Here is a 24,063-nt window from a genome sequence, read left to right as displayed (position 1 = left end):
GAAAATCGCCCGGCAAAAGGTTATCTATGTCCAAAGAACTGCGCTTTCTCATTGTTGATGACTTCTCCACCATGCGGAGAATCGTGCGCAACCTGCTCAAGGAAAGCGGCTATGCAGATGCCGACGAAGCCGAAGACGGCGTAGCCGCGCTGCAAAAGCTGCGCAACAGCACCTTTGACTTCGTAGTCAGTGACATCAACATGCCCAACATGAATGGCTTTCAGTTGCTGGCCGAGATCAAAAAAGACGACAAGCTCAAGCACCTGCCCGTGCTGATGGTGACCGCGGAAGCCCGCAAGGAAGACATCGTGTTGGCTGCCCAACAAGGTGCCGCGGGTTACATCGTCAAACCGTTTACCAAGGCCACACTGGAAGACAAAGTGAACCACATCCTGACCAAGACGGGACTGAAGTAACTATGTCAGACGCTTCCAATCCAGCACCAGCACTCTCCACGGTCGAAGTCCACCAGCAGCTAGGCGCGCTCACGCGCCAGTTGCATGACTCGCTCAATGGCCTTGGCTTGGCCGAAAAAGTTAAAGACTGGGCTGGCGAACTGCCAGATGCGAAAAGCCGCCTGTCCTACATCGCCCGCCTGACCGGCCAAGCCGCTGAAAAGGTGCTCAACCAAGTTGACCAAGCCAAGGCCCAGCACGACCACATTGCGGCGGAGACCCGTCGCATTGGCGCATTGATCGTCAAAGACCCCGTTGGCGCTGTCGCCAAGGGCCATGTGATGAACTTCATCAATGATGTAGAGCAATCCAGCAAGAAGGTGGACGACCACTTGACCGAAATCATGATGGCGCAGGACTTCCACGACCTGACCGGCCAAGTGATTGCCAAGGTGGTCACACTGGCAGCGACCATCGAAGAACAGCTGGTGCTGTTGCTGCTGCAAACCGCTCCCGCAGAAGCCAAGGTGAGCGCCGCCACCGTGCAGGAATACACCCCTGCACTGGCCGGCCCCGTGGTGGACGGACAGGCCAACCAGGAGGTGGTCACCGACCAATCTCAGGTGGACGATTTGCTGGCAAGTTTGGGCTTCTGAAATCTTCTTGAATAAGCGGAGGATTGCCCCGCTTATCGCCCTTTAGTTCAGGAGGTCGGTTGCGACAATGGTGAGAACTAGAGAGCTTCTCCACCATGGACTCAGGCAGTCAAGATCGCAACCTACCGGCGTCAGAGCGCAAGCTCAAGAAAGCGCGCGAAGACGGCCAGGTTAGCCGCTCCGAAGATCTTTCCCACCTCGCGGTGCTGGGCGCCGGCGCCATCGCGGTTCTCGTCCTGTCCCCCGTGTTGTTCGACCAGCTCAAGCTCAGCATGGCGCAGCAACTGTCGTTTGATGCCGCCATCGTCATGCGCCCCGGCACTATGCTGCAGCGTTTGAGCGATACCACCACCATTGGTATCGCCGGCTGTGTCGCATTCGCCGCCATCGTCACCACCGCTGCCATCGTGGCTGCCGTGGCCTCGGGTGGCTGGGTTAACAGCCTCAAGCCCTTGATGCCAGACTTTTCCCGCCTGAGCCCGCTGTCCGGCTTCTCCAATCTGTTTTCCAAAAAGAAGCTGCTCAACACAGCCAAGATGGTCGCCATGACGGGCATTTTGTTTGCCATTGCGACCTCGTTTTTGACCTCTGGTTTCCAGGAAATGGCGTCCTTGCTGATGCAGCCATCCAGCGCCGCCATTGCCCACCTGACTCAGTGGCTGACCGGTGGGCTCGGCCTCATGCTGCTGGTGGTCTTGATGGCGGCCATGGTGGACGTGCCACTGCAAACCTTCCTGCACAAAGACCAGATGAAGATGTCGCACCAGGAAGTGAAGCAGGAAGGCAAAGAGTCCGACGGCAACCCCCAGATCAAAAGCAAGATCCGCCAGAAGCAGCGCGAACTGGCCCAAAGAAGCAGTGTCAACGCCGTGCCGAAAGCCGACTTCGTGGTGATGAACCCAACCCACTTTGCCGTAGCCATCCGCTATGACGAGAAATCCATGCGCGCCCCACGGGTGATCTCTAAAGGTGCGGACCTGCTGGCCATGAAGATTCGCGATGTGGCAAAACAGCATTCCATTCCCGTACTGCAGTCCCCCATGCTGGCGCGTGCGCTCTACGCCAATGCAGAGCTGGACCAGGATATCCCCTCCGCGCTGTACACCGCCGTGGCGCAGGTGCTGGCCTATGTGTACCGCCTGCGTGCCGCCCTGCGTGGCGAAGGTGTGATGCCACAAGAAGTACCGCAGCCCTTTGTGCCGCCCGAGCTGGATCCCCTTTCTAAAACCTTGAAGGCTGAAACGGCATGAACGCCCAAATCAAAAACCTGCAGCAATGGTTTGGCAGCAATGCCACCGTAATGCAGGGTGCGGCCGCCCCTATCCTGGTCGTCGCCATTCTGGCCATGATGGTGCTGCCCCTGCCACCGATTTTGCTGGACGCCTTTTTCACGATCAACATCGCTGTGGCGTTGATGGTGATGATGGTGGCGGCCTACATGATTCGCCCGCTGGATTTCGCCGCCTTCCCCTCCGTGCTGCTGCTCACCACGCTGATGCGCCTCTCGCTCAACGTAGCGTCCACGCGTGTAGTGCTGCTCGAAGGCCACACCGGCGCAGGCGCCGCCGGCGCGGTGATCGAGGCGTTTGGCCACTTCCTGATTGGTGGCAACTTTGCCGTGGGCCTGATCGTGTTTGCCATCCTCGTGGTGATCAACTTTGTCGTGGTGACCAAAGGCTCCGAACGTATTGCCGAAGTGTCGGCGCGGTTCACGCTGGACGCTATGCCCGGCAAACAGATGGCGGTGGATGCCGATCTGAATGCGGGCCTGATTGACGAAAAAGAAGCCAAGCGCCGCCGCGCCGAAATTGGCGAAGAAGCCGAGTTCTTTGGCTCTATGGACGGTGCCTCCAAGTTCGTGCGCGGTGATGCCGTGGCCGGTATCCTGATTTTGCTGATCAACATCTTTGGCGGCTTTGCGGTGGGCATCCTGCAGCATGACTTGACCGCCAGCCAGGCCGCCAACTCTTACATCCTGCTGGCTGTTGGCGATGCCCTGGTGGCACAAATTCCAGGCCTGCTGATTTCCGTTGCCGCCGCGATGGTAGTGTCTCGCGTAGGCAAGGACAAGGACATCGGCAAGCAGATCATGGGGCAGATGTTTGTGTCCCCACGGGTACTCGGCATCACAGGGCTCATCATGTTTGTGGTGGGCATCATTCCCAATATGCCGCACCTGGTGTTCTTGAGCATTGCGGCCATCCTGGGCTATGGCGCATGGGCCCTATCGCACAAGCCCGAGCCGGTGGATCCACAAGCCCAGGCGCCCGCTCCGGTGACGGACGGCGAAGCCTCTTGGGATGACCTTCAACCCGTGGACCAACTGGGCCTGGAGCTGGGCTACCGCCTGATTGCCTTGGTTGACAAGACCCGTCAGGGCGACTTGCTCAACCGCATCAAGGGCGTGCGCCGCAAGTTTGCGCAAGAGGTTGGCTTCCTGCCGCCCGCCGTGCATGTGCGCGACAACTTGGAGCTCAAGCCCAGTGCCTATCGCATCACGCTGCGCGGTGTCATCGTGGGGGAAGGTGAAGCCTTCCCCGGCATGTATCTGGCCATCAACCCCGGCGGCATTACCACGCCCCTCATCGGCGCTGCCACTACTGACCCCGCATTTGGCCTGCCCGCACACTGGATTGATGAACGCCAAAAGGAAGCGGCGCAAATGGCCGGATTTACCGTGGTTGATTCCGAGACTGTCATGGCCACCCATTTGTCACACTTGATGCAAGTCCAGGCCGCCAAGTTGCTAAGCCGGACAGAAACACAACAACTCGTGGAACACGTGGCAAAGCTGGCCCCCAAACTGATCGAAGAAGTCGTCCCCAAGATGGTCTCGGTGGCTGTCTTCCAAAAGGTCCTGCAACTGCTGCTGGACGAATCGGTCCATATCCGCGACATCCGCACCATCATCGAATCCATCGCCGAGCACGCTACCGCCACCACAGATCCGGTCGAGCTGGCACGCCGCGTACGCGTGGCCTTGTCACCCGCTATCGTGCAGCAGATCTATGGCCCCACCCGCGAACTCAATGTGATTGCGATCGACCCCAGCCTGGAACGGCTGTTGGTACAGGCCCTGGGCGGCGCGTCCGGCCCCGCGCTGGACCCCGGCGTAGCCGACATGCTGACCCGCACGGCTGCAGAAACCGCGTTGAAACAGGAAGAAATTGGCGTGCCGGCCTGTCTGCTGGTGCCTGACCAGATTCGCGGCTCGATTGCACGCCTGGTGCGCCGTGTCGCGCCCCGCCTGCAGGTGCTGGCCCACAGCGAAATTCCTGAAACCCACACCATCCGCATCGGCCCGATTTTGAGAGGCGCAACACCATGAACATCCAACGCTTTACCGCCGCCACCTCCCGCGAAGCCCTTGCCAAAGCACGCCAAGCCTTTGGCGACGGCACCCTGATCTTGTCCAACCGCCCCACTGAAAACGGCGTGGAAGTGGTGGCCACCGCCGAAGATACTCTGGCCACGCTGAACCAAAATACCGGTAGCTCGGGGGGAAACAAACAACAACCCGCACCGCGCAACAGCACGCCCCCCAGCTACCAGGATGTGGCAAGCCAAGTGGAGGACGATGCGGAGCAACTGGCCATGAGCACGCTGTCGTTCCAGGACTATGTGCGCGAACGCATGATGCGCCGTCGCCACGAGGCCGCACAAACCCAGCCCCAAACCACCATCCTGCCGCCGCCCGTAGCGCCAGAGCCACCCCAAGCACCCGCACTCAAGCGTATCAGCATGGACGTGGATGCCCCTGTTGCCCCAAGGCCCATGCCAGCGCGCAAGCCGCCAAGCTATGCACCCGCCCCTGCCGTGCCGCAAAACATGATGGACGAGCTGCACGCCATGAAGGAGCTGATTGAAGACCGCTTCAACACGTTGAACTGGCTGGGTCAGGCGCGGCAAAACCCCATCCAGTCCAACCTGATGCTGAAGATGATTCGCGCGGGCTACTCCCCTACGCTGTCGCGCACGATTCTGGAGCGCATGCCTGAAGACATGGATGCGGCGGAATCGGTACGTTGGGTGATGGACGTTCTGGAACGCAACCTGCGCACCGATGCCAGCAGCCCGCCTCTGCACGAAGAGGGCGGCGTGTTTGCCCTGATCGGCGCCACCGGCGTGGGCAAGACCACCACCGCTGCCAAGTTGGCCGGTCAGTGTGCCCGCGCACACGGCCCTGGCAGCGTAGGCCTGATCACCCTGGACACCTACCGCGTGGGCGCCCACGAACAACTGCGCGCCTACGGCAAGATGCTGGGCGTCGTGGCCCACCTGGCGCATGACAAGGCAGCACTGCAAGACCTGCTGGGGTTGCTGGCCAACAAGAAAATGGTGTTGATTGACACCACCGGCATCGCCCCACGCGACCCGCGCAAGCGCGAACTGATGGAGCTGCTGGACCTGCCCAAGATCAAGCGCCTGCTGGTGCTCAATGCGGGGGGCCATGGGGACACTTTGGACGAGGCTGTGTCCTGCTTCAAAACCCCCACCACACTGCAAGCCATCCTGTCCAAGACCGACGAGGCCGTGAAACTCGGCCCCGCCCTCGACGCGGTCATCCGCCACCAACTGGTACTGCGTGGCGTAACCAACGGCCAACGTGTGCCTGAGGACTGGGAACCTGCCGTCGCAGCCAAGCTGGTTCGCATGTCCATGCGCACCGCCGGCGTGTCGGCCTACGACCCCAAGGCCAGCGACCTGGGTTTCTTCTTCAGCCAGTCCAGCAACGCGGCCACGGGCCAGGGGCGCCTGGATGCTTGATCACCCGATCAACCAGGCTGCAGGTCTGCTGGACCTGGCAGTCGTGCCTGCGCCCAAACTCATCGCCATGGTCAGCCATGGTGACGAGCAGGTGGAACTTCCACTGTTGCTGCAACTGTGCAATGCCTTGGTTGGGTTCGGACACCCGGTCACGGTGCTGGACGGCACAGTGCTGGAGACCCCGGACAACCCGGGCTTGGCCCAGCTGTTTGATTACTCCATGGCGCCGCCACCTGTATCCGATGCGCCCTCGTGGACGGTTTTGCCGGCACGGCTAGGGCTGCAAACTTTGGCCAGCGGCAGTGCTACAGGCATGCATTCCTTGATCGATGCGGGGGGACTATTCCCCCACGAGAGTGTGGTGATTGTGTACAGCACGGCGCAAACACTGGCCCATTTGCTGCACGGCAGTGGCGTGCGCCCGGTGCTGGCCGTATCCACAGCCAAAGCCTCGCTGCTGACCAGCTATTTGGCCCTGAAACGCCTGTTGCTCAAAGGTGCACTGGAACCTACCATTGTCAATGTGGTGGACAATGTGCGAGCCAAAACACCGGTGTCCGAGAACCGCATGCCCACCAGCTTGAACGACTGCGCCAAATACTTTTTGAATTACCAAGTGAACGCCCTGAACATCCCGGCTGCGACCACCGATGAACGCCCCTCGGCCAGCATCGGCCGGCTGGTGCTGGGCTTGCTGGAAAATGCCATGGCGCTGAACAGCGGCTGGTCCGCGCCCCACCGCCCCTATGCGCCTACGGTGCGCCACCACTACCCCACAGGGGCACACTGATGTACTCCGCCAAAGGACAGTTGGACCGTACCGCTCTGATCAAGCAGTACCAGCCGCTGGTGCGTCGCCTGGCCCATCACATGATGGCCAAGCTGCCCGCCAGCGTGGAAGTGGATGACCTGATCCAGGTCGGGCTGATTGGGCTGTCCGATGCACTCACCCGCTTTGAGGCCTCGCAGGGTGTGCAGTTTGAAACCTTCGCCACCCAGCGCATTCGCGGCGCCATGCTCGATGAGCTGCGCGAGAACGACTGGATGTCGCGCGGCTCCCGCAAGAGCCAGAAGGAAATCGAAGTCGCGATGCGCAAGCTGGAGCATGTGCTGGGCCGCAGCCCCGCGGAATCCGAAATTGCGGCGGAACTGGGAATGGGCTTGACTGAATACCAAAGTCTACTGGGCAAGGTGCGCGGCACGCAGCTGGTGTACTTGGAAGACATGACGCGGCGCAACGAAGACGACGACACCTTCCTGGACCGCCACGTAGCCGACAACGATGCCGACCCGCTGAACATGCTGCGCGACATGCGTTTGCGCCAGTCACTGGTCACCGCCATCAAGGCCTTGCCCGAACGCGAACAGTTCATCATGAGCATGTACTACGAGCAGGACATGAACCTCAAGGAAATTGCGGCGGTGCTGGAAGTGACCGAGTCACGGGTCTGTCAGTTGCACAGCCAGTCCATCGCCCGGTTGCGGGCAAAAATGCGATCCCACTGAACCAGTGGAACCGATTGGTAGCTCTAGGCGGTGAAGCTTTGGAAACGGCCCGAGGCCTTGGGGCCCGCACCGTAAGGACTGGCTGTCGGGGCTGCATAGGTCTGGGTTTGGGTAGCGGGAACCACGACCTGCAGAGCCTGGTCGACCAAGGCTTGCCGGCGCAACAGGCTTTCACGTAACACCGGAAATCCCTGGCTGAGAGCCTTGGCGCGGCGCAACTGGGTCGACGTGATACCAGACTTGGCCGAAAAAAACTCCAGCTCACGCGCAAACTCCACCGTCATTTGCTGTAGCTGGCTGCTCAGAGACTCTAATTGAGAAACGTCACCATCACGCAGGGCGGCCGCTACGGCGCCAAACTGCTGCTCGAGCGCATCAAACCGTGATTGTGAATCCTTAGACATCCTGAAACCTCCGCACTGTAGATAGTGCGCAGGCCGGATTTACCGCGTGGTGCGGTTCAGCATTTCCTGCGCGTTGGAAAGAAGTTGATCGGCAATCGCCTCGGCGTTCACCACATAGGTTCCGTCTTCGATGGCCGCCTTCACGGAAGCCACTTTCTGGGTATCCACATCCGCATCGCTGCGCTCGGGCTTCTCCAGAGAACGTGCCAACGTGGACACGGTGACGGCCACCCCCGCAGAGCGCGTACCTTCGGCCGCGCTGTTGGTCGCGGCCGTGCTGGCGCTGCTGCTCTGGGCCGCTTTTTGGGCAGCACCGGACACCGTGGGCGTGACGGAGGAGGGAATATCTGAGGGTTGACCTATCTTCATGGCATTCTCCAAAGCCGCGATAAGCGCAGCCTCGTGGGATTGTTATCGGCCAGATCATGACGGACTTTAGGGTTCTTTGCACAGGAAGTTGGACTCAAAGGTCAATTTTTACTGTACGCACATCCAGCACCACGCCCGATGTAACCCGTCCGTTGTCCATGCGCACCCGGGCTTGTTGGCCCACCACGCCGGCCGACAGGGCCTGGGCATCGCTAGATACCTGGAACCCGGGACCTTGGGCAACCACCCGTACCGAGGCACCCGCCTGGAACACCTGTGCCGGCTTCACCATGCCTTGGCGCAGCGCCTGACCGGCACTGAGCAAGCGGGTTGCCGTTTGCCCTACCCATAGAGGACGCTCTTGCAGCACCGCAGAGGGCTCTTCGGCCCAGTCCACCTCTGCCTCCATCACATCCGAATCCGCCAGCGTGGCACCCGCCGACACCTGGCTCTTCAGCACCCAGGCCGGTCCCACAGCCTTGACGACCACGGGCAACGACACATTCCAACGGCCGATACCGTCGGCGCAGCGCAAACCCACCCTACTACGGCCCCACAGGCGTGCACCAGGCGGAACATACGCCTCCACATTGCCGCACACCGCCAACCGCAAGCGGCTGTCCAGCGCGCCCACGGTCGACTCCATGCGCAGGCCGGGATTGTCCGCATTGGTTTTGGCCACGGTGTCTCGCACCCAGCGTTGCGCGAGCACCTGCAAATCGCCCAACGCCATGTCCTGCGCCCAAGCCACGGGCGCCGCGACAAGCACGGCCAGCGCCAGGCCACCACGCAGCCTGCGGGGCAGCAAACGCGCGAATCGCAAGCACGGGGACATGGCGGCACTCCTAAGTTGCAGCAACTATAGGCAGCCCCTCGCCCGCGCAAACCCGCTAAATGCAGGCCAATCCCCCCGCTATTCCTCCGCTAGGAAATTAAAGCTTTTCCCATAATTGCCGCACGTCCCCATCCCGACCCCTCCGTCTGGACCGGACGCCCTTAGCCGAGGTAGCCCATGTTTGCCAATTTGACCAACGCCCTGGACTTTCAAGCGAAAGCTTTGGTGCTGCGCGCCGAGCGTCAACGCGTCATTGCCAGCAACATCGCCAACGCGGACACGCCCGGCTACTCCGGGCGCGACGTCAATTTCAAGCAGGCCATGAGCGAAGCCATTGGCGACAGCCAGGGCGTGCGCCTGACCACCAGCAGCAGCGCCGGCCTGTCCAGCGATGGCACCACCCATGCCCGCCACATTCCCCTGCCAAGTGCCAACGGCAGCAGCACTTTGGGCGATTCCAAGCTGGACTACACGGTGCAAACGCAACCTGCCATGGATGGCAACAGCGTGGACCTGGACCGCGAGCGAGCCAACTTTGTCGACAACTCGGTGCGCTACGAAGCCACCCTTCGCTTCATTAACGGCTCTTCCAAAACAATCTTGAGTGCCATTCAGGGCCAGTAGGCCTCTGACCACGACTGAGGAGTCCCACGATGTCCATGTTTTCCATCTTCAATGTGTCTGGCAGCGCCGTCAGCGCCCAGTCACAACGCCTCAACGTGGTGGCCAGCAACCTGGCCAACGCCGATGCGGTGGCCGGTCCTGATGGCCAGGGCTACAAGGCGCGCCAGGTGGTGTTTGAGACCGTGCCCATGGGCTCCGACGCCTCCTCCGGCGTCAAGGTCAGCTCCATCCGCGAAAGCAACGACCCGCTCAAACGCGTGCACAACCCGACCCACCCCTCGGCCGATGCCGACGGCTATGTCACCCAATCCAACGTAAACCCGGTGGAGGAGATGGTGAACATGATTTCGGCCTCGCGGTCTTACCAAAACAACGTGGAAGTCATGAATACAGCCAAGACGCTGCTGCTCAAGACGCTCCAAATGGGTCAATAACCAAAGAGGCACACACCATGGTCGCCAGCGTAAGCAACACTAGCTCGACAAGCACATCCACCACGGGCACCACGCAAACCAGCGCGCAGGCCCAGACGGACCGTTTCCTGAAACTCCTGGTGGCCCAGCTCAACAACCAGGACCCCATGAACCCCATGGACAACGCCCAAATGACCAGCCAGATGGCGCAGATCAACACGGTGTCGGGCATCCAGGAACTCAACGAGACCATGAAATCCATGGCCACCCAGTTTTCGTCCATGCAGGTGCTGCAGGGTGCGTCCATGGTCGGCCGCGAGGTGTTGACCGAAGGCAACGCCCTGCCGGTGAACGCAGGCGTGGGCAAAGGTAGCCTGGAGCTGGCGGGCGAGGCCGACAAGGTCACCGTGCAGGTGCTGACCCAGGGCGGCCAGGTGCTGGGCACCATCAACATGGGCGCGCAGACCGAAGGCCGCCACAACTTCGAGTGGGATGCCAGCAGCTACACCGGCACGACCACTCCGGTCTTCAAGGTCACCGCAACGCTGAGCGGCAAGGCGGTCGATGTCACGCCCCTGACCCGCAGCACCATCGAATCCGTCAGCACTGGCGCCAGCGGCCTGAACCTCAGTCTCAAGAGTGGCGCAACCGTTGCCTACGACGCCATCAAAGCCATCCTCTAATTCGCCACCCATAAGGACCACGCCATGAGCTTTCAAACAGGACTCTCCGGGCTCAATGTGTCGAGCAAAAGCCTCGACGTCATTGGGAACAACATTGCCAACTCCAGCACCGTGGGGTTCAAGTCGTCACGCAATGAGTTCTCCGAGCTGGTGGCCGGCTCGCTGGGCACGGGCGGCGGCAATGCGGCCGGCATCGGCGCGGCCACGGCGGCCATTGCGCAGCAGTTCTCGCAGGGCAACATCAATATCACCGGCAACAGCCTGGACGTGGGCATCAACGGTGGCGGCTTCTTCCAGGTCACCAAGACCGACGGCACCATCGCCTACACCCGCGATGGCGAGTTCAAGCTGGATAAAACCGGCAACCTGATCACCAACACCGGCTCCTTCCTGATGGGCTACCCCACCGACAACACAGGCACGGCCACCAGCATCACCCCACAAAAACTGGTGATGCCCACCGGCGCCCCAATTCCCGCCAAGGCCACAGCCGCCATCACGGCCGAGTTCAACCTGGACGCCCGAGCCAAGGACGCCACCCAGGCCGTCGCTGCCGGTGTCACGCCTTCTCCGCGCGCCACCTACGGCACATCCATCAGCGTGTACGACGCACAGGGCGTAGCCTCTTCGGCCAACCTGTATTTCCAGAAGACCGACACGGTTGCCAATTCCTGGGACGTCTACACCGACCTGACCAGCACAACCCCCATTGGCACTATCACCTTCGATTCCACGGGCACGGTCACCGGCCCCGCCAGTCTTTCGCTGACAATCCCCGGCGGCACTATCACCTCCAACAACCCGAACGAGGCGACTGGCTTTATCCCCGGCGCCATCACAGTTGATATATCCGGTGTCACCCAGTTTGGCGCGGCCTACAGCGTGACGGCCCTGTCGCAAGACGGCTACGCCGCGGGCGAATTCACCAGCCTGGCGATTGACGGCAAGGGCGTAATCAGCACCAGCTACTCCAACGGCCAGACCCTGAAGACCGGCGGCATGATTGCCCTGGGAGATTTCCGCAACCTGCAAGGCCTGGCGCCCGTGGGCGGCGGCGAGTACCTGGAAACCTTCAAGTCCGGCCCCGTGGTGCTGGGCAAACCTGGCATTGGCAAATTTGGCGAAACACGTGCGGGCTCGATTGAAGAATCCAACGTGGACATTACCGCCGAGCTGGTCAACATGATGACCGCACAGCGCAACTACCAAGCCAATGCCCAGACCATCAAAACGCAGGACCAGGTCATGTCCACGCTGGTCAACCTGCGCTAACCGAGGCTAGAACACCATGGACCGCCTGATCTACACCGCCATGACGGGCGCCAACGCGGCGGCCAACCGCCAGGCCGTCCTGTCCAACAACCTGGCCAATGTGTCCACCAACGGCTTTCGGGCACAGCTGGCCACGTACCGCGCCGTGCCGCTGCGCGGCGAAGGCGCAACCACCCGCGTGTTCGCAGTGGAGGCCACGGCGGGTCACCTGAACACCCCAGGCCCCGCCCAACGCACGGGCCGCAGCCTGGACGCCATGGCCATGGGCGAGGCCTGGTTTGCCGTGCAGGGCCTGGACGGCACCGAGGCCTACACGCGCAACGGCAACTTTGAAGTGGCCACCGACGGCACCCTGACCACCGGCAACGGCCGCCAAGTGCTGTCCAGCGACGGCGGCGCCATCACATCGCCCGCCGGGGCCGAGCTGAGCATCAGCCCGGACGGCAACATCAGTGCCAAGGTGGGCGGCCAGCCCGCCAATGTGATCGGCCGGCTCAAGCTGGCCGTGCCCACGGCCGACGACCCGCTCAAGCGCGGCGACGACGGCCTGTTCCGCACGCTGTCGGGCGACCCCATGAACAACGAAGACACTGCCCGGGTGCAGGTGGGCGTGCTGGAAGGCTCCAACGTCAACGCGATCGAATCCATGGTCGGCATGATCCAGACCGCCCGCCAGTTTGAAGCGCAAATGCGCCTGATGCAGACCGCCGAATCCAACGACCGCTCGGCCGGCCAATTGCTTGGCTTGCAAGGCTAAACCCCAGGAAACACACCATGATCAACTCCCTTTGGATCTCCAAGACCGGCATGGAAGCCCAGCAAATGCAGCTGGACGTGATTTCCAACAACCTGGCCAACGTCTCCACCAACGGTTTCAAGAAAGCCCACGCGGTGTTCGAAGATCTGATGTACCAAAACCTGCGCCAGGTGGGCTCCAACAGCTCGGAGCAGTCGACCTTACCTACGGGCCTGCAAGTGGGCTTGGGCGTGCGCACGGTGGCCACCAGCCGCACCTTCTCGCAGGGCAACCTGCAGCAGACCAACAACAACCTCGACGTGGCCATCCAGGGCAACGGCTTCTTCCAGGTGACCATGCCCGACGGCACCACCGGCTACACCCGCGACGGCGCCTTCCAGCTGGACAACCAGGGCCGCGTAGTGACCTCGTCCGGCCTGCTGGTGCAAGGCGGCATCACCGTACCGGCCAACGCCACCAATTTGTCCATCGCGCAGGACGGCACCGTATCCGCCACCGTGCCGGGCACCACCACACCGCAGACCGTGGGCACCATCACCACGGCCAGCTTCATCAACCCCGCTGGCCTGGAGCCCAAGGGGCAAAACGTGTACCAGGAAACCGCAGCCTCGGGCCAACCCAACGCGGGTGTGCCGGGCTCCAACGGCCTGGGCGCCGTGATGCAGGGCTTTGTGGAAACGTCCAACGTCAACGTAGTGCAGGAACTGGTCACCATGATCCAGACCCAACGCGCCTATGAAATGAACTCCAAGGCCATCCAGACCTCGGACCAGATGCTGCAAAAATTAGGACAGCTGTGAGGTTTGCTATGAAAAAAGTAGCTGCTTGCGCATATTCCACGGGGGCTAGAGGCAGTTTTTACCTGACACTGGCCAGCACCCTGCTGCTGAGCGCCTGCCAGGGCATTCCGCCCAAGGCCGTGGTGGACTTTGCCGAAGTCAAACCCGAGTTGAGTGCAGCCACCAACGCCGCGCCAACCAAGCCCTCCAGCGGCAGCCTGTTCCACCTGGCCACCTATCGCCCGGCGTTTGAAGACAGCCGTGCCCGCGCACTGGGCGACATTGTCACCATCCAGATCGTCGAAAGCCTGGCGGCCAGCCAGGTGTCCAAGTCCACGGTAAACCGCAACACATCCGCCAGCAACGCCATTACGCCGCCCCTGCCCAGCATGATTGGTGTGGACATGAAAAACCTGGAAATGAGCGTCAAGACCGACAACGACTTCAGCGGCAAGGGCGGCACGGAAGCCGCCAACACCTTCAGCGGCTCCATCTCCACCACCGTCGTCGAAGTGTTGCCCAACGGCAACCTGGTGGTGGCCGGTGAAAAGCAGATTGGTGTGAACCAGAATGTGGACGTGATGCGCTTCACCGGCACCGTCAACCCGCGCATGCTGCAACCCAACAATGTGATCAGCTCGCTGCAGGTCGCGAATGTGCGCGTGGAGTCTAAGGGTCGCGGTGCCCAAGGCGAAGCCCAGACAGTTGGCTGGTTATCCCGGTTCTTTTTGAACTTTAACCCCTTCTAAAGTTCTCCAGAATAGTGCCGAGGGGTAATAGGTCCAGTCGGACCGTCCCCATTACCGACTCTGCACATGACACACCGGAACCAAGCTGTAACACCCCGAGGCCGCCCCTGGCTAGGCGGTTGGTGCCTGGCGCTCCTGATGGCAGCCAGCGGCACCGCTTTGTCGGCCACCCGTATCAAGGAAGTCGCCGCCATCGAAGGCGTGCGCAGCAACCAGTTGACCGGCTTTGGCCTGGTCGTGGGTCTGGACGGCACCGGCGACCAGACCACCCAGATGCCCTATACCTCGCAAGGCCTGGCCAACTACATGAAACAGCTGGGCTTGACCCTGCCCGCCGCGCAAATCGCCCAGCTGCAGATGAAAAACGTGGCCGCCGTGCTGGTCACCGCCCAGCTACCCGCCTTCGCCCGCCCGGGCCAGACGCTGGACATCAACGTCTCCTCGCTGGGCAATGCCAAGTCGCTCAAGGGCGGCACGCTGATCTCCACCCCACTCAAGGGCGTGGATGGTGAGGTGTACGCGCTGGCCCAGGGCAACCTGATCGTGGCTGGCGCCGGCGCTGCAGCCGGTGGCAGCAAGGTCACCGTGAACCACCTCAGCGTGGGCCGCATTCCTGACGGCGCGCAAGTGGAGCGTGCCGTACCCACCAACCTGCAAGAAGGCGACAGCATCAGCCTGAGCTTGAACTCGTCCGACTTTCAGACCGCGCGCAAGGTGGCCCAGGCCATCAACCGCAAGTTTGGCGCTGGCATTGCCCAGGCCCAAGACGGCCGCACCGTGCAGGTCAAAGCCCCCGGCAACCCCAACGACCGTGTGAGCTTCATCGCCGAGATGGAGGAGCTGCCCATCGAATCATCGGTGGCCGCGGCCAAGGTCATCATCAACTCGCGCACCGGCTCCATCGTGCTCAACCAGGCGGTCACCCTGGGCCCCTGCGCCATTGCGCATGGCAACCTGTCCATCAGCATTTCCAGCACCCCGGTAGTGAGCCAGCCCAGCGCCTTGTCGGGTGGGCAAACCGTGGTGACCGAAAAAGCCAACATCGACATCAAATCCGAGCCCGGCAAGCTGATCCAGATTCCCGCAGCCGCCCAACTCACCGATGTGGTGAAGGCATTGAACTCTCTGGGCGCTACGCCGCAAGACCTGTTGGCCATTCTGCAGGCCATCAAGTCGGCCGGCGCCCTGAATGCGGAGTTGGAGGTGATCTGACATGAGCTACGGATCCATCTACGGTACCTCGTCCCTGTCCAGCTCGCAGAGCCTGGCGGCAGACTCCCAGTCGCTGAGCAATCTGAAGTTCGATGCGAGCAAGGCCACGCCCGAAACCATCAAGGAAACGGCCAAGCAGTTTGAGTCGCTGTTCATGCGTGAGCTGGTGAAAAGCATGCGCGACGCCAGCGCCAGCATGAAGTCCGGCATGCTGGACAACCCCGGCACCGACCTGGGTGCCGACCTGCTGGACCAGCAGTTTGCGGTGCAGATGTCGGGCCAACCCGGCGGTTTGTCCGACATGATCTCCCAACAGCTAGCACGCCAGATGGGTGTGACCATGCCCGGCACCACGCCCGCGCCCGCGGCAGGTACCGAACCCGCCAAGGCAAAACCCGACCTGGGCATGGACGCCAAGATCACCCCGGTGAAGACAAAGCGCGCGCCGACCGAGACCCAGGCCGACTTTGTGAAAAAACATTCCGATGTAGCTAGCAAGGTGGAAAAAGCCACTGGCATTCCCGCCAGCTACATGTTGGGCCAGGCCGGCCACGAAACCGGCTGGGGCAACCACCAGATCAAGGTCAAGGGTGGCGGCAATTCCTTCAATCTGTTCGGCATCAAGGCCGGCGCTGGCTGGACCGGCAAGGTGGCCGAGGTCACCACCACCGAATACGTCAACGGCGTAGCGCAAAAACAGGTCGCCAAGTTCCGCGCCTACGACTCCTATGAAGACTCCTTCAAGGACTACGCACGCATGATCACGGAAAGCCCCCGCTACGCCAAGGCCCGCGAGCAGACCACCTCGGCCCACGCCTTTGCCAGCGGCCTGCAAAAGGCGGGCTACGCCACCGACCCCGAGTACGCCGCCAAGTTGAGCCGCGCCATCAACACCACGCTGCAGCTGCGCCGCGTCCAGGTGTAAACGGAGACCACCATGGGCATTCTGAACATCGGCGCGCAGGCCCTCCAGGCCAACCTGGTGGCGCTGCAAACCACCGGCAACAACATTGCCAACGTGAATACCGCAGGGTATTCGCGCCAAAAGGTGGTGCTGCAAACCGTGGCAGGCCAGTTCACCGGCGGTGGCTATCTGGGCAAGGGTGTGTCCATCCAGACCATCCAGCGCAACTTTGATTCCTTTCTGAACCGGCAAAGCACACTGGCTGCCACCACGCAGTCCGCCGACGTGACCCGCGCCAACTACCTGACGCAGCTGACCAACATTTTCCAAGGCGGCACCGACGGCGTGGGCGCCAGCATCAACGACATGCTGAACGCCTTCTCGGACGTGGCCAGTGCCCCCACTGACCTGACCGCGCGCACCGTGGCGCTGACGCGTGTGGACGAAACGGCACGGCGTCTGCGCTCTGCGTCTCAAAGCCTGGACGACCTTCAAAGCGGCATCGCCCAATCCATCAACGAGAAGGTCACCGCCATCAACACCCTGGCGCACAACATTGCCGATGTGAACGAGCAGATCTCGCGCGCCCAGGGCAACGGCCAGCCACCCAACGACCTGCTGGACCGGCGCGACCAACTGATCCGCGACCTGAACCAGTACGTACAGACCACCTCCATCCCGGCGGACGACGGGACCGTGGGTGTCTTCATTGGAGGCAGCCAGGCCCTGGTACTGGGCACCGAGGTGGCACCTGTCTCCATCGTGCCCGACGACTTTGGGGACACGCTGAAGAGCCGACTGGCCATCACGCGCAACGGCAGCTCCATGGTGCTGGACGAAAACACCCTGGGTGGTGGCGAAGTCTCGGGGCTGCTGCGCTTTCAGAACAACGACCTGGCCGAGGGCCGCAACCTGCTGGGGCGCCTGACCATGGGCATCACCACCGCCATGAACGACCAGCACAAGCTGGGCCTGGACCTGGACGGCAATGTGGGCGGCAACCTCTTTACGCCCACCACCTTCGGCAGCTCCAACATTTACCAGGCCACCGGGCAGACCTCGGCCGCCAGCATGACCCTGTCGATCGCGGATGTCACCCAGCTGGAGGCTTCCGACTACGAGATCAACTTCACCACCCCGCCCAATGCCTCAGTGAAGCGCATGAGCGACGGACTGGTACGCACCTTGGACCTGAGTTCCCCCGTGACGGTGGACGGCCTGACCATCACCACCACGGGCGCCGCCGGCGCCACCGCGGGTGACCGCTTTCTGCTCAAGCCCTACAGCACCTCAGCCAGCAATGTGGCGCGCGAGTTTTCCACGCCACGTGCGCTGGCCGTGGCCGCGCCGCTGGCCGCCACGCTCACACCCACCAACACCGGATCGCTGGCCCTGGCCAGCCTGAGCGCCAAGACCCTGGCCACCACGGCGGCCACCGTGCCCCAGCCCAGCTACACCGTCACCTTTACCAATGGCGTGGGCGGCACCACCTACGACATCGTGGACAACACGGGCCAGACCGCCGGCGTGACGGGCCAGTCCTATGTGTCGGGCCAAGCCATCAACTACACACCCGCTGGGTTTCCTGGTTTCTCGATGACGTTGAGCGGCTCGCCGGCCACCAACGACACCGTAACCATCGGCCAGAACGCTTTTGCCGCCACCAGTGGCGGCAACGCCAGTGCCATGATGAACCTGCGTGACATGGCCATGTTCGACGGCGCTGCGCTGACTGACGGCTACGCGGGTCTGATCTCGCAGATCGGTATCCGCTCGCAAAGCGCCAACTACTCGGCCCAGGTGTCCAGCAACATTGCTACCAATGCCGAGAAGGACCGCTCCGGCGTCTCCGGTGTGAACCTGGACGAGGAAGCCGCCAAGCTGCTGCAGTACCAGCAGGCCTACCAGGCCTCTGCGAAGATGATCCAGATCGCCCAAAGCATTTTTGACACCCTGATCCAGGGACTTTCCCGGTAGCCGCTAGGCGCCCAACGCTTGGAGAACACGCATGACCGCTACCGCCTTCACCCGGCTCGGGTCCGCCAACGCCTACGACAACACCCTGCGCAACCTGCAAACCCGTCAGACCACCCTGTCCAACCTGCAAGAGAGCCTAACCTCGGGCAAGAAGATCAACAGCGCCGCCGACGACCCCACGGGCGCCGCCCAGGCCGAGCGCGCCATGAACCGCATAGCCCGCATTGCCACTGACCAGCGCGCGCTGGAATCGCAACGCAACTCCATCGCATCGGCCGAGAGCACGCTGGGCAACATCACCGACGCGCTGCAAAACTTCCGCGAACTGGTGGTAACTGCAGGCAACGGTGTGTACACCGCGTCGGAGCGCTCCACCATTGCCGGCCAACTGACCGGCATGCGCGACCAGATCCTGGCGCTGGCCAATACCAAGGACAGCAACGGCCTGCCGTTGTTTGCTGCGCTGGGTAGCGCGTTGGCGCCGTTTGTGGGCCCCCAGTCGGTGGAGCCGGACTACACCTTCAACGGCCTGCCCGGCCAGGCAGCCAGTGGCCAGCACACCATCCCGTTTACGCTGGATGGTGAGGCTGCATTCATGAACCAACCCGCGCGCGATGGCGTGTTCAACGTCACCGTGGGCAACACCACCACCGGCTCCATTCCCACTAGCCGCTCACTGACCACGGATGGAGTGGTGGTAAGCAGCAGCGCCACCGTAGCCAGCACGGCGGCCCTGGCACAGGCCACTGCCGGCAACCCCGACTACCCCAGCTACACCGTCACCTTCACGGCGCTGGACTCCACCACTGTGCCGGGCACCACCACGGTCACCTACGACATCACCGAGACCCCGGCCGTCAGCGGCACCAACCCCATTGTGTCGGCCGCCACGGCCTCGTACGCCACGGGCAGCAACGCCAAGATCGCCATCACCGGCATTCCCGGCCTGTCGTTCAATATCAACGGCATCCCGCCCACCACCGACAAGGACAGCGGCGCCACCGTGATTGGCAGTCCCGCTGTGGGTGACACGGTGAACGTGGCCTTCAAGCGCAGCGTGTTCAGCGTGCTGGACACCGCCATTAACGACATCGGCAAAGCCACCAACGCCAACGCCGCCACCCAGGCCGTGGCCCAGGCACTGCACAACATCGACATCAGCATGACCCGCGTGTCGGCCGTGCGCGGCCAGGCCGGTGACCTGCTGGGCCGCGCCGACCGCATCACTACCGACAACGACAAACGCAATATCGAGCAAGAGGGCAACCGCTCGCGCGCAGAAGATCTGGACATGATCAAGGGCATCTCCGACTTCCAGAACCAGCAGACCGGCTACTCCGCGGCCCTGCAGTCCTACGCGCAGGTACAAAAGCTCTCGCTGTTCAACTTCCTCGGATAAGCCATGACCCCCTCGGTGCTGGGCAGCGTGACCATGGGCTACCAGCCCCTGTGGAACCAGTGGCGCCAGCGCAGCGGCGTGCGCCTGTGGGTGGACCCGTACAGCGGCAGCGCGGTGGACGCACAGCACCTGCTGCAAGCCCTGCAAGAACTCTGGCCCGCAGGCAAGGAAACGCAGCTGCTCAGCGTGCGCACGCCCGCACTGCTCAGCGACCTGCTGGAGCACGCGCCGCCCGGCGGCATCTGGCTGGAAGTGCCCGACGCCTGGCTGGGTGACACTCAGTTGGCCAACCAGGTGCGCCAGGCCCACCAGCGCGGCCGCCGCCTGGTGTGGAGCGGCGAAGTCGGCCAGGCCGCGTCGCACGCCGCGGTGCAGGGCAGCTTTCACAAAACCCTGCGCACGCTGAGCCCGCAAGACGCCCTGGGCGCGTTGCGTGCTGCGCTGCGCCGCAATCAGGACGGCGGCAGCGGTGGTGCCGGTGTGGTGCCCAGCCCCGTGGTGCCCGGGGCGCTGTACGAGGGACTGGCCAGCCAGGCTTTGGTGGAGCACGCACTGGACCACCAGGCCGTCTGGGGTGTGGCCGGCTGGCCCACCGAGGAGATGCTCTACGCCTACCGCTACAAGCAGATCCAGCCCGCGCGCGAGGTGATGCGCGACCTGGTTCGCGCCATCGATGCTGATGAATCGCTCGAAGCGCTGGAGCGCCGCATGGGCGATGAACCACTGCTGATCTACCGCTTTTTGCGCTTCGCCAATTCCGCCGCACTGGCGTTGCGCAACGAAACCGCCAGCGTGCGCCAAGGCTTGCTCAACATGGGCTACAGCCGCCTACGCTCCTGGCTCATGGAGCAAATGCCCCATGCCAGCAGCGATGCCAATCTGCAACCCATCCGCGGCGCCATGGTGCTGCGCGCCCGCATCATGGAGCGGCTGGCCGACGCGGGTGCGGAAGACGAACTGCGCCGCGAGGTCTTCATGTGCGGCATCTTCTCGCAGGTGGATTTATTGTTGGGCGAAAACCTGGGCGCCGCCCTGCACCGCCTGCCGCTACCCGGCCGCGTGGCATCCGCCGTGCTGGGCCAGACCGGCCCTTACGCGCCTTGGCTGCAAGTGGCCAGCGCGCTCGAGGGCAGCTCCACCAAAGTCATCCGCGATGTCTGCAAGGCCCACGAGCTGCCCGCCGACGAAGTGAACCGTGCCCTGCTGCGTTCGCTGGCCGCTATTTAATGGCTTTTTAGGGCGCTAGCCCCCGTGGAATATGCGTGAGCAGCTCCTGAAATAGGAGCAACCACCATCTCAATCCAATAACTTGCTCCGCGCTGGCGCCGCCCGCGCCGCCATTTCCAGTCGCAGCATTTGCTCCAGCGCGGGGGATGGCGTGGTGGGGTCGGGCTGGTTCACCACGCCCCACACGTTGCGGATGATTTGCATGGGCGTGACCAGAAAGCCCCAGGGGAAGCCCCACCAGCCCAACACCACGGAGAACACGGTGTCGCCCACCTTGCGCTTGGTGCCACAGCCCTGGCAGCACACCTTGGGCCGGCTGGACCAGGACGTCATGAACAGCACCGACCACACGCGATACGAGGTGTGCACATCCACCGGCCCCGCGCCCTGGCAGGCCGGGCACTGGCCGCGGTGCACGCGGGCCACGTACAGGTCGACTTCAGACTGCGGCAACGCGCGGGCCGTGATGGCCAGCGCGCCGCGCTGCAGGCAGGTGGCATTGCAAAAGCGCAGGTCGCCCTGCCGTTTTCCGCCAAAAAAGATCGTGGTGTTGCAGTACGCGCAAGATGCCATGACGCTGTCTCCCCTGTGTCGCTGTTGATTTACCAATCGTAACGACTTCGACCACTGGTCCCCGCAGTTTTAGCTCCAACGGACTATTGATTCGACCATCAGTCCGTCAAACCATAGGGAGCGGGCATTCACGCCCGTTTACATCAGGGGAATTTCATGAAAAAGCTTTTGGGCGCGCTCACATTGCTCGCCGTATCTTCTCTATCCCAGGCCGCAAGCAATGTGGCTCTGGGCTCCAGCGTTACAACCACCGGCAGTGGTTTTGGCAACGACGGCGGCTGGTGTTGCTCGGCGCCCGCAGCCTTGTCCACCGTCGTTGACGGCTCGTTTGTCGCCAATGGCCAGCAATGGAATATCGGCACCGTGTTCTGGGGCGGCGCTTATGGGGCGGATGTAATCACCATCTCCCTGCCTACCTTGTCCTCGGTCAGCTCATTGGTTTTGCAGGGCGACAACAACGACGACTATTTGATCCGCTACCGCAATGCGTCTAATGTTTGGACGGACCTGGCGACGATCTCGCCCAATCGTTCCTGGGGCATGGACATGGGCAGCGCCACCTTTGCCAGCCCTGTCACGGCCAACGCATTCTCCATCAGCATTGTGGGCGGAGATGGCCTGGCCTCCGTTTCCGAATTCCAGGCCATTGGCGCGCCGGTGCCCGAGCCAGAAACCTATGCACTGCTGCTGGCGGGCCTGGGCTTGGTCGGCACGGTGGCTCGCAGGCGCCAGGCACGCCGCCAGGGTTAGCGGAACACAGGCCGGAAGAACGTGCGCTCGTAGCTCACGATGCAACGCGTCTCTTCGGCATAGCGAAACGCGGCCTGGCATTCGGCATCGTTGAAGGACTGCTGGCGGTAAGTCTCGTACGCCGCCAGGCTGGGAAAGCTGAACATGGCCAGCGCGATGTTGTTGGCGCCCTCGGACGGCAAAAAGTAGCCGTGGTGCTGGCCGCCGAAGCGCTCCACCAGCGGAATCCAGAGCTTGCCGTAGTGCTCAAACTCGGCAAGCTTGTAGGGGTCGATCACGTAGCGCAAATAGCAGGTCATCATTTTTTTCTCCTTGAATTCGGTTGTTACTTGGCCACCGAGGTGGCCCGGCCCAGTTGCTCATCGCGCAGCCGCGCAAAGGTCTTCCAGAACTGTGCCTCTTGCGTACACGCAAAGTTGATGCGCATGAGACTGCTGGGCGTGCGCTGGGCGTGGAACAGCGCGCCGGGCGCCAGCAGGTAGCCTTCGTCCAGCATGCGTTGGCTTAAAGCATCGGTGTCCACCCCGGTCTCGACCCAGCCAAACAGGCCCACGGGGTCCGACGCAAACGTGCAGCCGTGCGCCAGCGCCAGCTTCACGCTGCGTGCCCTGGCGCCATCCAGCTGGGTACGGATGCGCTCGGCATGGCGACGCAGCTGGCCCTGGTCGATACACCAGGCCAAGGCTTTTTCCAACAGCGCGGGCGTGGTGAGTGTGGACAACAGCTTGGTGTCCAACAGGCGCTCGGCCAGGTCCTTGGGCGCAGCCATGTAGCCCACGCGCCAGTTCGGTGCCAAGATTTTGGCAAAACCGCCCACGTAGATGGTGCGCTGCAGGCCGTCCAGCGCGCACAGGCGGGTGGCATGCTCGGGCGCAAAGTGGCTGTAGGTGTCGTCTTCGACGATGTGAAAGTCGTGCTGGTTGGCCAGCTGCAGGATGCGGTAGGCGCTGCTGGGCGAGAGACAAAACCCGGTGGGGTTGTGGAACACGCTCACGCTGACAAACAGTTTGGGCTTATGCGCCTCGCAGTAGCGCGCCATCACCTCCAGGTCCGGCCCCTCGGCGCGGCGCGGCACCGGCAGAATGCGCATGCCCAGCGAATCCAGCCGCGCAAACTCGATAGCCCAGCCGGGCTCTTCCACCATCACATAGTCGCCCGCGCGCAGCAGCGTGCGGCTCACCACGTCCAACGCGTTGGTGGCGCCCACGGTGGTGATGATTTGCTCAGGCGCAGCCTGTATCGACAGGCCCGCCAGCTTGGTGGACAGCGCGCGGCGCAGCCCCGTGTCGCCGGCAGGCTCGCCGTACTGCAATGAGAAGGCATTGAGCGCCTCCACGCTGCAGCTGCGCCGCACCGCGGTGGCCAGAAACGTGGACTGCAGCCACTCCTTGGGCAGCACGCCCATGCCGGGCTGGGGCTTGTTGCTCACGCCCTTGAACATGCCGCGAATCAGCGCCGTGGCGTTCAGCGGCGCATAGCGCTGGGGCACGGAGAGCATGAGGTTGGCCACTCCATGCGCTCCTGATTCGATAGCAGCTTGCGCACTGCCCACGGCGACGGAGGGCAGATCGCGCACATAAAACCCGCGGTTCTTGCGCGCATCCACCAGCCCCTGGGCCAGCAGCTGGTCGTACGCCCCCACCACGGTGGACGGGCTCACGCCTTGCTGCTGCGCGCATAGCCGCACCGAAGGCAGGCGCGCACCGGGCGCCAACAGGCGGTCGCGGATGCGCTGGGCAAACAGCGCGGCCAATTGTTCGGCCAGACTTTGGGCGGCGGTTTTCATGAGCATGGCGGGCGTCCTGGTGCGGT

General features: G+C 62.7%; 26 protein-coding genes. 20 read left to right on the top strand and 6 right to left on the bottom strand.

Annotation, left to right across the window (positions count from 1 at the left end):
- The first annotated feature begins 26 nt into the window (after positions 1–26).
- From cheY to AC1DZ5_RS19700, 7 genes are all read left to right on the top strand, one after another.
- A complete protein-coding gene (gene cheY, locus AC1DZ5_RS19730; protein ID WP_310345991.1) occupies positions 27–416 on the top strand; it encodes a chemotaxis response regulator CheY in 390 nt (129 codons plus the stop codon).
- A gap of 2 nt (positions 417–418) precedes the next feature.
- Positions 419–1,051, top strand: coding sequence for a protein phosphatase CheZ (locus AC1DZ5_RS19725; protein WP_477892203.1), 633 nt, complete (start codon positions 419–421; stop codon positions 1,049–1,051).
- A gap of 95 nt (positions 1,052–1,146) precedes the next feature.
- Positions 1,147–2,301, top strand: coding sequence for an EscU/YscU/HrcU family type III secretion system export apparatus switch protein (locus tag AC1DZ5_RS19720; RefSeq protein ID WP_477892201.1), 1,155 nt, complete (start codon positions 1,147–1,149; stop codon positions 2,299–2,301).
- Complete coding sequence (flhA, locus tag AC1DZ5_RS19715) at positions 2,298–4,379, top strand: flagellar biosynthesis protein FlhA (protein ID WP_477892199.1); 2,082 nt, start codon at positions 2,298–2,300, stop codon at positions 4,377–4,379. The genes AC1DZ5_RS19720 and flhA overlap by 4 nt, the downstream gene beginning before the upstream one ends.
- Complete coding sequence (gene flhF / locus AC1DZ5_RS19710) at positions 4,376–5,818, top strand: flagellar biosynthesis protein FlhF (protein ID WP_477892197.1); 1,443 nt, start codon at positions 4,376–4,378, stop codon at positions 5,816–5,818. The genes flhA and flhF overlap by 4 nt, the downstream gene beginning before the upstream one ends.
- Positions 5,811–6,608 carry a hypothetical protein gene (locus AC1DZ5_RS19705; protein WP_477892195.1) on the top strand — a complete coding sequence of 266 codons (798 nt, stop codon included), beginning with the start codon at positions 5,811–5,813 and terminating at the stop codon, positions 6,606–6,608. Before flhF ends, AC1DZ5_RS19705 begins: the two co-directional genes overlap by 8 nt.
- Positions 6,608–7,324, top strand: coding sequence for an RNA polymerase sigma factor FliA (locus AC1DZ5_RS19700; protein ID WP_477892193.1), 717 nt, complete (start codon positions 6,608–6,610; stop codon positions 7,322–7,324). Before AC1DZ5_RS19705 ends, AC1DZ5_RS19700 begins: the two co-directional genes overlap by 1 nt.
- Before the next feature lie 23 nt (positions 7,325–7,347).
- Here the strand turns inward: AC1DZ5_RS19700 and AC1DZ5_RS19695 are convergent, their stop codons facing one another.
- The 3 genes from AC1DZ5_RS19695 to flgA all read right to left on the bottom strand — a co-directional run bounded on the left by AC1DZ5_RS19695 (position 7,348) and on the right by flgA (position 8,932).
- Positions 7,348–7,728: a hypothetical protein gene (locus AC1DZ5_RS19695; protein ID WP_477892191.1), complete on the bottom strand. Its 381-nt coding sequence runs from the start codon at positions 7,726–7,728 to the stop codon at positions 7,348–7,350.
- 39 nt (positions 7,729–7,767) lie between these two features.
- Positions 7,768–8,097 (bottom strand): flagellar biosynthesis anti-sigma factor FlgM, encoded by a 330-nt coding sequence (gene flgM / locus AC1DZ5_RS19690; RefSeq protein ID WP_477892189.1) that lies wholly within the window; start codon positions 8,095–8,097, stop codon positions 7,768–7,770.
- 94 nt (positions 8,098–8,191) lie between these two features.
- Complete coding sequence (gene flgA, locus AC1DZ5_RS19685; protein ID WP_477892187.1) at positions 8,192–8,932, bottom strand: flagellar basal body P-ring formation chaperone FlgA; 741 nt, start codon at positions 8,930–8,932, stop codon at positions 8,192–8,194.
- A 177-nt stretch (positions 8,933–9,109) separates the two neighbouring features.
- On the opposite strand from flgA, the gene flgB reads away from it, so the two are divergent.
- The 12 genes from flgB to AC1DZ5_RS19625 all read left to right on the top strand — a co-directional run bounded on the left by flgB (position 9,110) and on the right by AC1DZ5_RS19625 (position 20,928).
- Positions 9,110–9,556 (top strand): flagellar basal body rod protein FlgB, encoded by a 447-nt coding sequence (gene flgB / locus AC1DZ5_RS19680; protein ID WP_477892185.1) that lies wholly within the window; start codon positions 9,110–9,112, stop codon positions 9,554–9,556.
- Positions 9,557–9,585: 29 nt separating this feature from the next.
- Positions 9,586–9,990, top strand: coding sequence for a flagellar basal body rod protein FlgC (gene flgC / locus AC1DZ5_RS19675; RefSeq protein WP_310346015.1), 405 nt, complete (start codon positions 9,586–9,588; stop codon positions 9,988–9,990).
- A 17-nt stretch (positions 9,991–10,007) separates the two neighbouring features.
- Positions 10,008–10,652 (top strand): flagellar hook assembly protein FlgD, encoded by a 645-nt coding sequence (locus tag AC1DZ5_RS19670; RefSeq protein ID WP_310346017.1) that lies wholly within the window; start codon positions 10,008–10,010, stop codon positions 10,650–10,652.
- A gap of 24 nt (positions 10,653–10,676) precedes the next feature.
- Positions 10,677–11,924, top strand: coding sequence for a flagellar hook protein FlgE (flgE, locus tag AC1DZ5_RS19665; RefSeq protein WP_477892182.1), 1,248 nt, complete (start codon positions 10,677–10,679; stop codon positions 11,922–11,924).
- Positions 11,925–11,940: 16 nt separating this feature from the next.
- Complete coding sequence (locus tag AC1DZ5_RS19660; protein WP_310346023.1) at positions 11,941–12,681, top strand: flagellar basal body rod protein FlgF; 741 nt, start codon at positions 11,941–11,943, stop codon at positions 12,679–12,681.
- A gap of 17 nt (positions 12,682–12,698) precedes the next feature.
- Positions 12,699–13,481, top strand: a complete 783-nt coding sequence (flgG, locus tag AC1DZ5_RS19655) for a flagellar basal-body rod protein FlgG (protein ID WP_310346026.1) — start codon at positions 12,699–12,701, stop codon at positions 13,479–13,481.
- Between the two features lie 8 nt (positions 13,482–13,489).
- Positions 13,490–14,209 carry a flagellar basal body L-ring protein FlgH gene (locus AC1DZ5_RS19650; protein WP_477892179.1) on the top strand — a complete coding sequence of 240 codons (720 nt, stop codon included), beginning with the start codon at positions 13,490–13,492 and terminating at the stop codon, positions 14,207–14,209.
- A gap of 66 nt (positions 14,210–14,275) precedes the next feature.
- Complete coding sequence (locus AC1DZ5_RS19645; protein WP_477892177.1) at positions 14,276–15,421, top strand: flagellar basal body P-ring protein FlgI; 1,146 nt, start codon at positions 14,276–14,278, stop codon at positions 15,419–15,421.
- A gap of 1 nt (position 15,422) precedes the next feature.
- Positions 15,423–16,346, top strand: a complete 924-nt coding sequence (gene flgJ, locus AC1DZ5_RS19640; RefSeq protein WP_477892175.1) for a flagellar assembly peptidoglycan hydrolase FlgJ — start codon at positions 15,423–15,425, stop codon at positions 16,344–16,346.
- Between the two features lie 12 nt (positions 16,347–16,358).
- Complete coding sequence (gene flgK / locus AC1DZ5_RS19635) at positions 16,359–18,302, top strand: flagellar hook-associated protein FlgK (RefSeq protein WP_477892173.1); 1,944 nt, start codon at positions 16,359–16,361, stop codon at positions 18,300–18,302.
- Between the two features lie 31 nt (positions 18,303–18,333).
- Positions 18,334–19,701 carry a flagellar hook-associated protein FlgL gene (gene flgL, locus AC1DZ5_RS19630; RefSeq protein ID WP_477892171.1) on the top strand — a complete coding sequence of 456 codons (1,368 nt, stop codon included), beginning with the start codon at positions 18,334–18,336 and terminating at the stop codon, positions 19,699–19,701.
- 3 nt (positions 19,702–19,704) lie between these two features.
- Positions 19,705–20,928: an HDOD domain-containing protein gene (locus tag AC1DZ5_RS19625; RefSeq protein ID WP_477892169.1), complete on the top strand. Its 1,224-nt coding sequence runs from the start codon at positions 19,705–19,707 to the stop codon at positions 20,926–20,928.
- A 69-nt stretch (positions 20,929–20,997) separates the two neighbouring features.
- On the opposite strand, the gene AC1DZ5_RS19620 is transcribed toward AC1DZ5_RS19625, so the two are convergent.
- Positions 20,998–21,501 (bottom strand): hypothetical protein, encoded by a 504-nt coding sequence (locus tag AC1DZ5_RS19620; RefSeq protein ID WP_477892167.1) that lies wholly within the window; start codon positions 21,499–21,501, stop codon positions 20,998–21,000.
- Between the two features lie 156 nt (positions 21,502–21,657).
- On the opposite strand from AC1DZ5_RS19620, the gene AC1DZ5_RS19615 reads away from it, so the two are divergent.
- A complete protein-coding gene (locus AC1DZ5_RS19615) occupies positions 21,658–22,251 on the top strand; it encodes a PEP-CTERM sorting domain-containing protein (protein ID WP_477892166.1) in 594 nt (197 codons plus the stop codon).
- Here AC1DZ5_RS19615 and AC1DZ5_RS19610 read toward each other — a convergent pair.
- Complete coding sequence (locus tag AC1DZ5_RS19610) at positions 22,248–22,553, bottom strand: NIPSNAP family protein (protein ID WP_477892164.1); 306 nt, start codon at positions 22,551–22,553, stop codon at positions 22,248–22,250. The two genes, AC1DZ5_RS19615 and AC1DZ5_RS19610, sit on opposite strands and share 4 nt — an antisense overlap.
- A gap of 23 nt (positions 22,554–22,576) precedes the next feature.
- Complete coding sequence (locus AC1DZ5_RS19605; protein WP_477892162.1) at positions 22,577–24,043, bottom strand: aminotransferase-like domain-containing protein; 1,467 nt, start codon at positions 24,041–24,043, stop codon at positions 22,577–22,579.
- Positions 24,044–24,063: the final 20 nt, after the last annotated feature.

Source organism: Rhodoferax sp. P1_F3 (genome assembly GCF_056405715.1).
Note: the sequence above shows the minus strand (reverse complement) of the source record. Positions and strands in the feature narration are given on the sequence as shown.

Bases quoted from the DNA above. Each gene is read 5' to 3' on its own strand.
- cheY (WP_310345991.1), top strand. From the start codon at position 27: ATGTCCAAAGAACTGCGCTTTCTCATTGTTGATGACTTCTCCACCATG.
- AC1DZ5_RS19725 (WP_477892203.1), top strand. From the start codon at position 419: ATGTCAGACGCTTCCAATCCAGCACCAGCACTCTCCACGGTCGAAGTC.
- AC1DZ5_RS19720 (WP_477892201.1), top strand. From the start codon at position 1,147: ATGGACTCAGGCAGTCAAGATCGCAACCTACCGGCGTCAGAGCGCAAG.
- flhA (WP_477892199.1), top strand. From the start codon at position 2,298: ATGAACGCCCAAATCAAAAACCTGCAGCAATGGTTTGGCAGCAATGCC.
- flhF (WP_477892197.1), top strand. From the start codon at position 4,376: ATGAACATCCAACGCTTTACCGCCGCCACCTCCCGCGAAGCCCTTGCC.
- AC1DZ5_RS19705 (WP_477892195.1), top strand. From the start codon at position 5,811: ATGCTTGATCACCCGATCAACCAGGCTGCAGGTCTGCTGGACCTGGCA.
- AC1DZ5_RS19700 (WP_477892193.1), top strand. From the start codon at position 6,608: ATGTACTCCGCCAAAGGACAGTTGGACCGTACCGCTCTGATCAAGCAG.
- AC1DZ5_RS19695 (WP_477892191.1), bottom strand. From the start codon at position 7,728: ATGTCTAAGGATTCACAATCACGGTTTGATGCGCTCGAGCAGCAGTTT.
- flgM (WP_477892189.1), bottom strand. From the start codon at position 8,097: ATGAAGATAGGTCAACCCTCAGATATTCCCTCCTCCGTCACGCCCACG.
- flgA (WP_477892187.1), bottom strand. From the start codon at position 8,932: ATGTCCCCGTGCTTGCGATTCGCGCGTTTGCTGCCCCGCAGGCTGCGT.
- flgB (WP_477892185.1), top strand. From the start codon at position 9,110: ATGTTTGCCAATTTGACCAACGCCCTGGACTTTCAAGCGAAAGCTTTG.
- flgC (WP_310346015.1), top strand. From the start codon at position 9,586: ATGTCCATGTTTTCCATCTTCAATGTGTCTGGCAGCGCCGTCAGCGCC.
- AC1DZ5_RS19670 (WP_310346017.1), top strand. From the start codon at position 10,008: ATGGTCGCCAGCGTAAGCAACACTAGCTCGACAAGCACATCCACCACG.
- flgE (WP_477892182.1), top strand. From the start codon at position 10,677: ATGAGCTTTCAAACAGGACTCTCCGGGCTCAATGTGTCGAGCAAAAGC.
- AC1DZ5_RS19660 (WP_310346023.1), top strand. From the start codon at position 11,941: ATGGACCGCCTGATCTACACCGCCATGACGGGCGCCAACGCGGCGGCC.
- flgG (WP_310346026.1), top strand. From the start codon at position 12,699: ATGATCAACTCCCTTTGGATCTCCAAGACCGGCATGGAAGCCCAGCAA.
- AC1DZ5_RS19650 (WP_477892179.1), top strand. From the start codon at position 13,490: ATGAAAAAAGTAGCTGCTTGCGCATATTCCACGGGGGCTAGAGGCAGT.
- AC1DZ5_RS19645 (WP_477892177.1), top strand. From the start codon at position 14,276: ATGACACACCGGAACCAAGCTGTAACACCCCGAGGCCGCCCCTGGCTA.
- flgJ (WP_477892175.1), top strand. From the start codon at position 15,423: ATGAGCTACGGATCCATCTACGGTACCTCGTCCCTGTCCAGCTCGCAG.
- flgK (WP_477892173.1), top strand. From the start codon at position 16,359: ATGGGCATTCTGAACATCGGCGCGCAGGCCCTCCAGGCCAACCTGGTG.
- flgL (WP_477892171.1), top strand. From the start codon at position 18,334: ATGACCGCTACCGCCTTCACCCGGCTCGGGTCCGCCAACGCCTACGAC.
- AC1DZ5_RS19625 (WP_477892169.1), top strand. From the start codon at position 19,705: ATGACCCCCTCGGTGCTGGGCAGCGTGACCATGGGCTACCAGCCCCTG.
- AC1DZ5_RS19620 (WP_477892167.1), bottom strand. From the start codon at position 21,501: ATGGCATCTTGCGCGTACTGCAACACCACGATCTTTTTTGGCGGAAAA.
- AC1DZ5_RS19615 (WP_477892166.1), top strand. From the start codon at position 21,658: ATGAAAAAGCTTTTGGGCGCGCTCACATTGCTCGCCGTATCTTCTCTA.
- AC1DZ5_RS19610 (WP_477892164.1), bottom strand. From the start codon at position 22,553: ATGATGACCTGCTATTTGCGCTACGTGATCGACCCCTACAAGCTTGCC.
- AC1DZ5_RS19605 (WP_477892162.1), bottom strand. From the start codon at position 24,043: ATGCTCATGAAAACCGCCGCCCAAAGTCTGGCCGAACAATTGGCCGCG.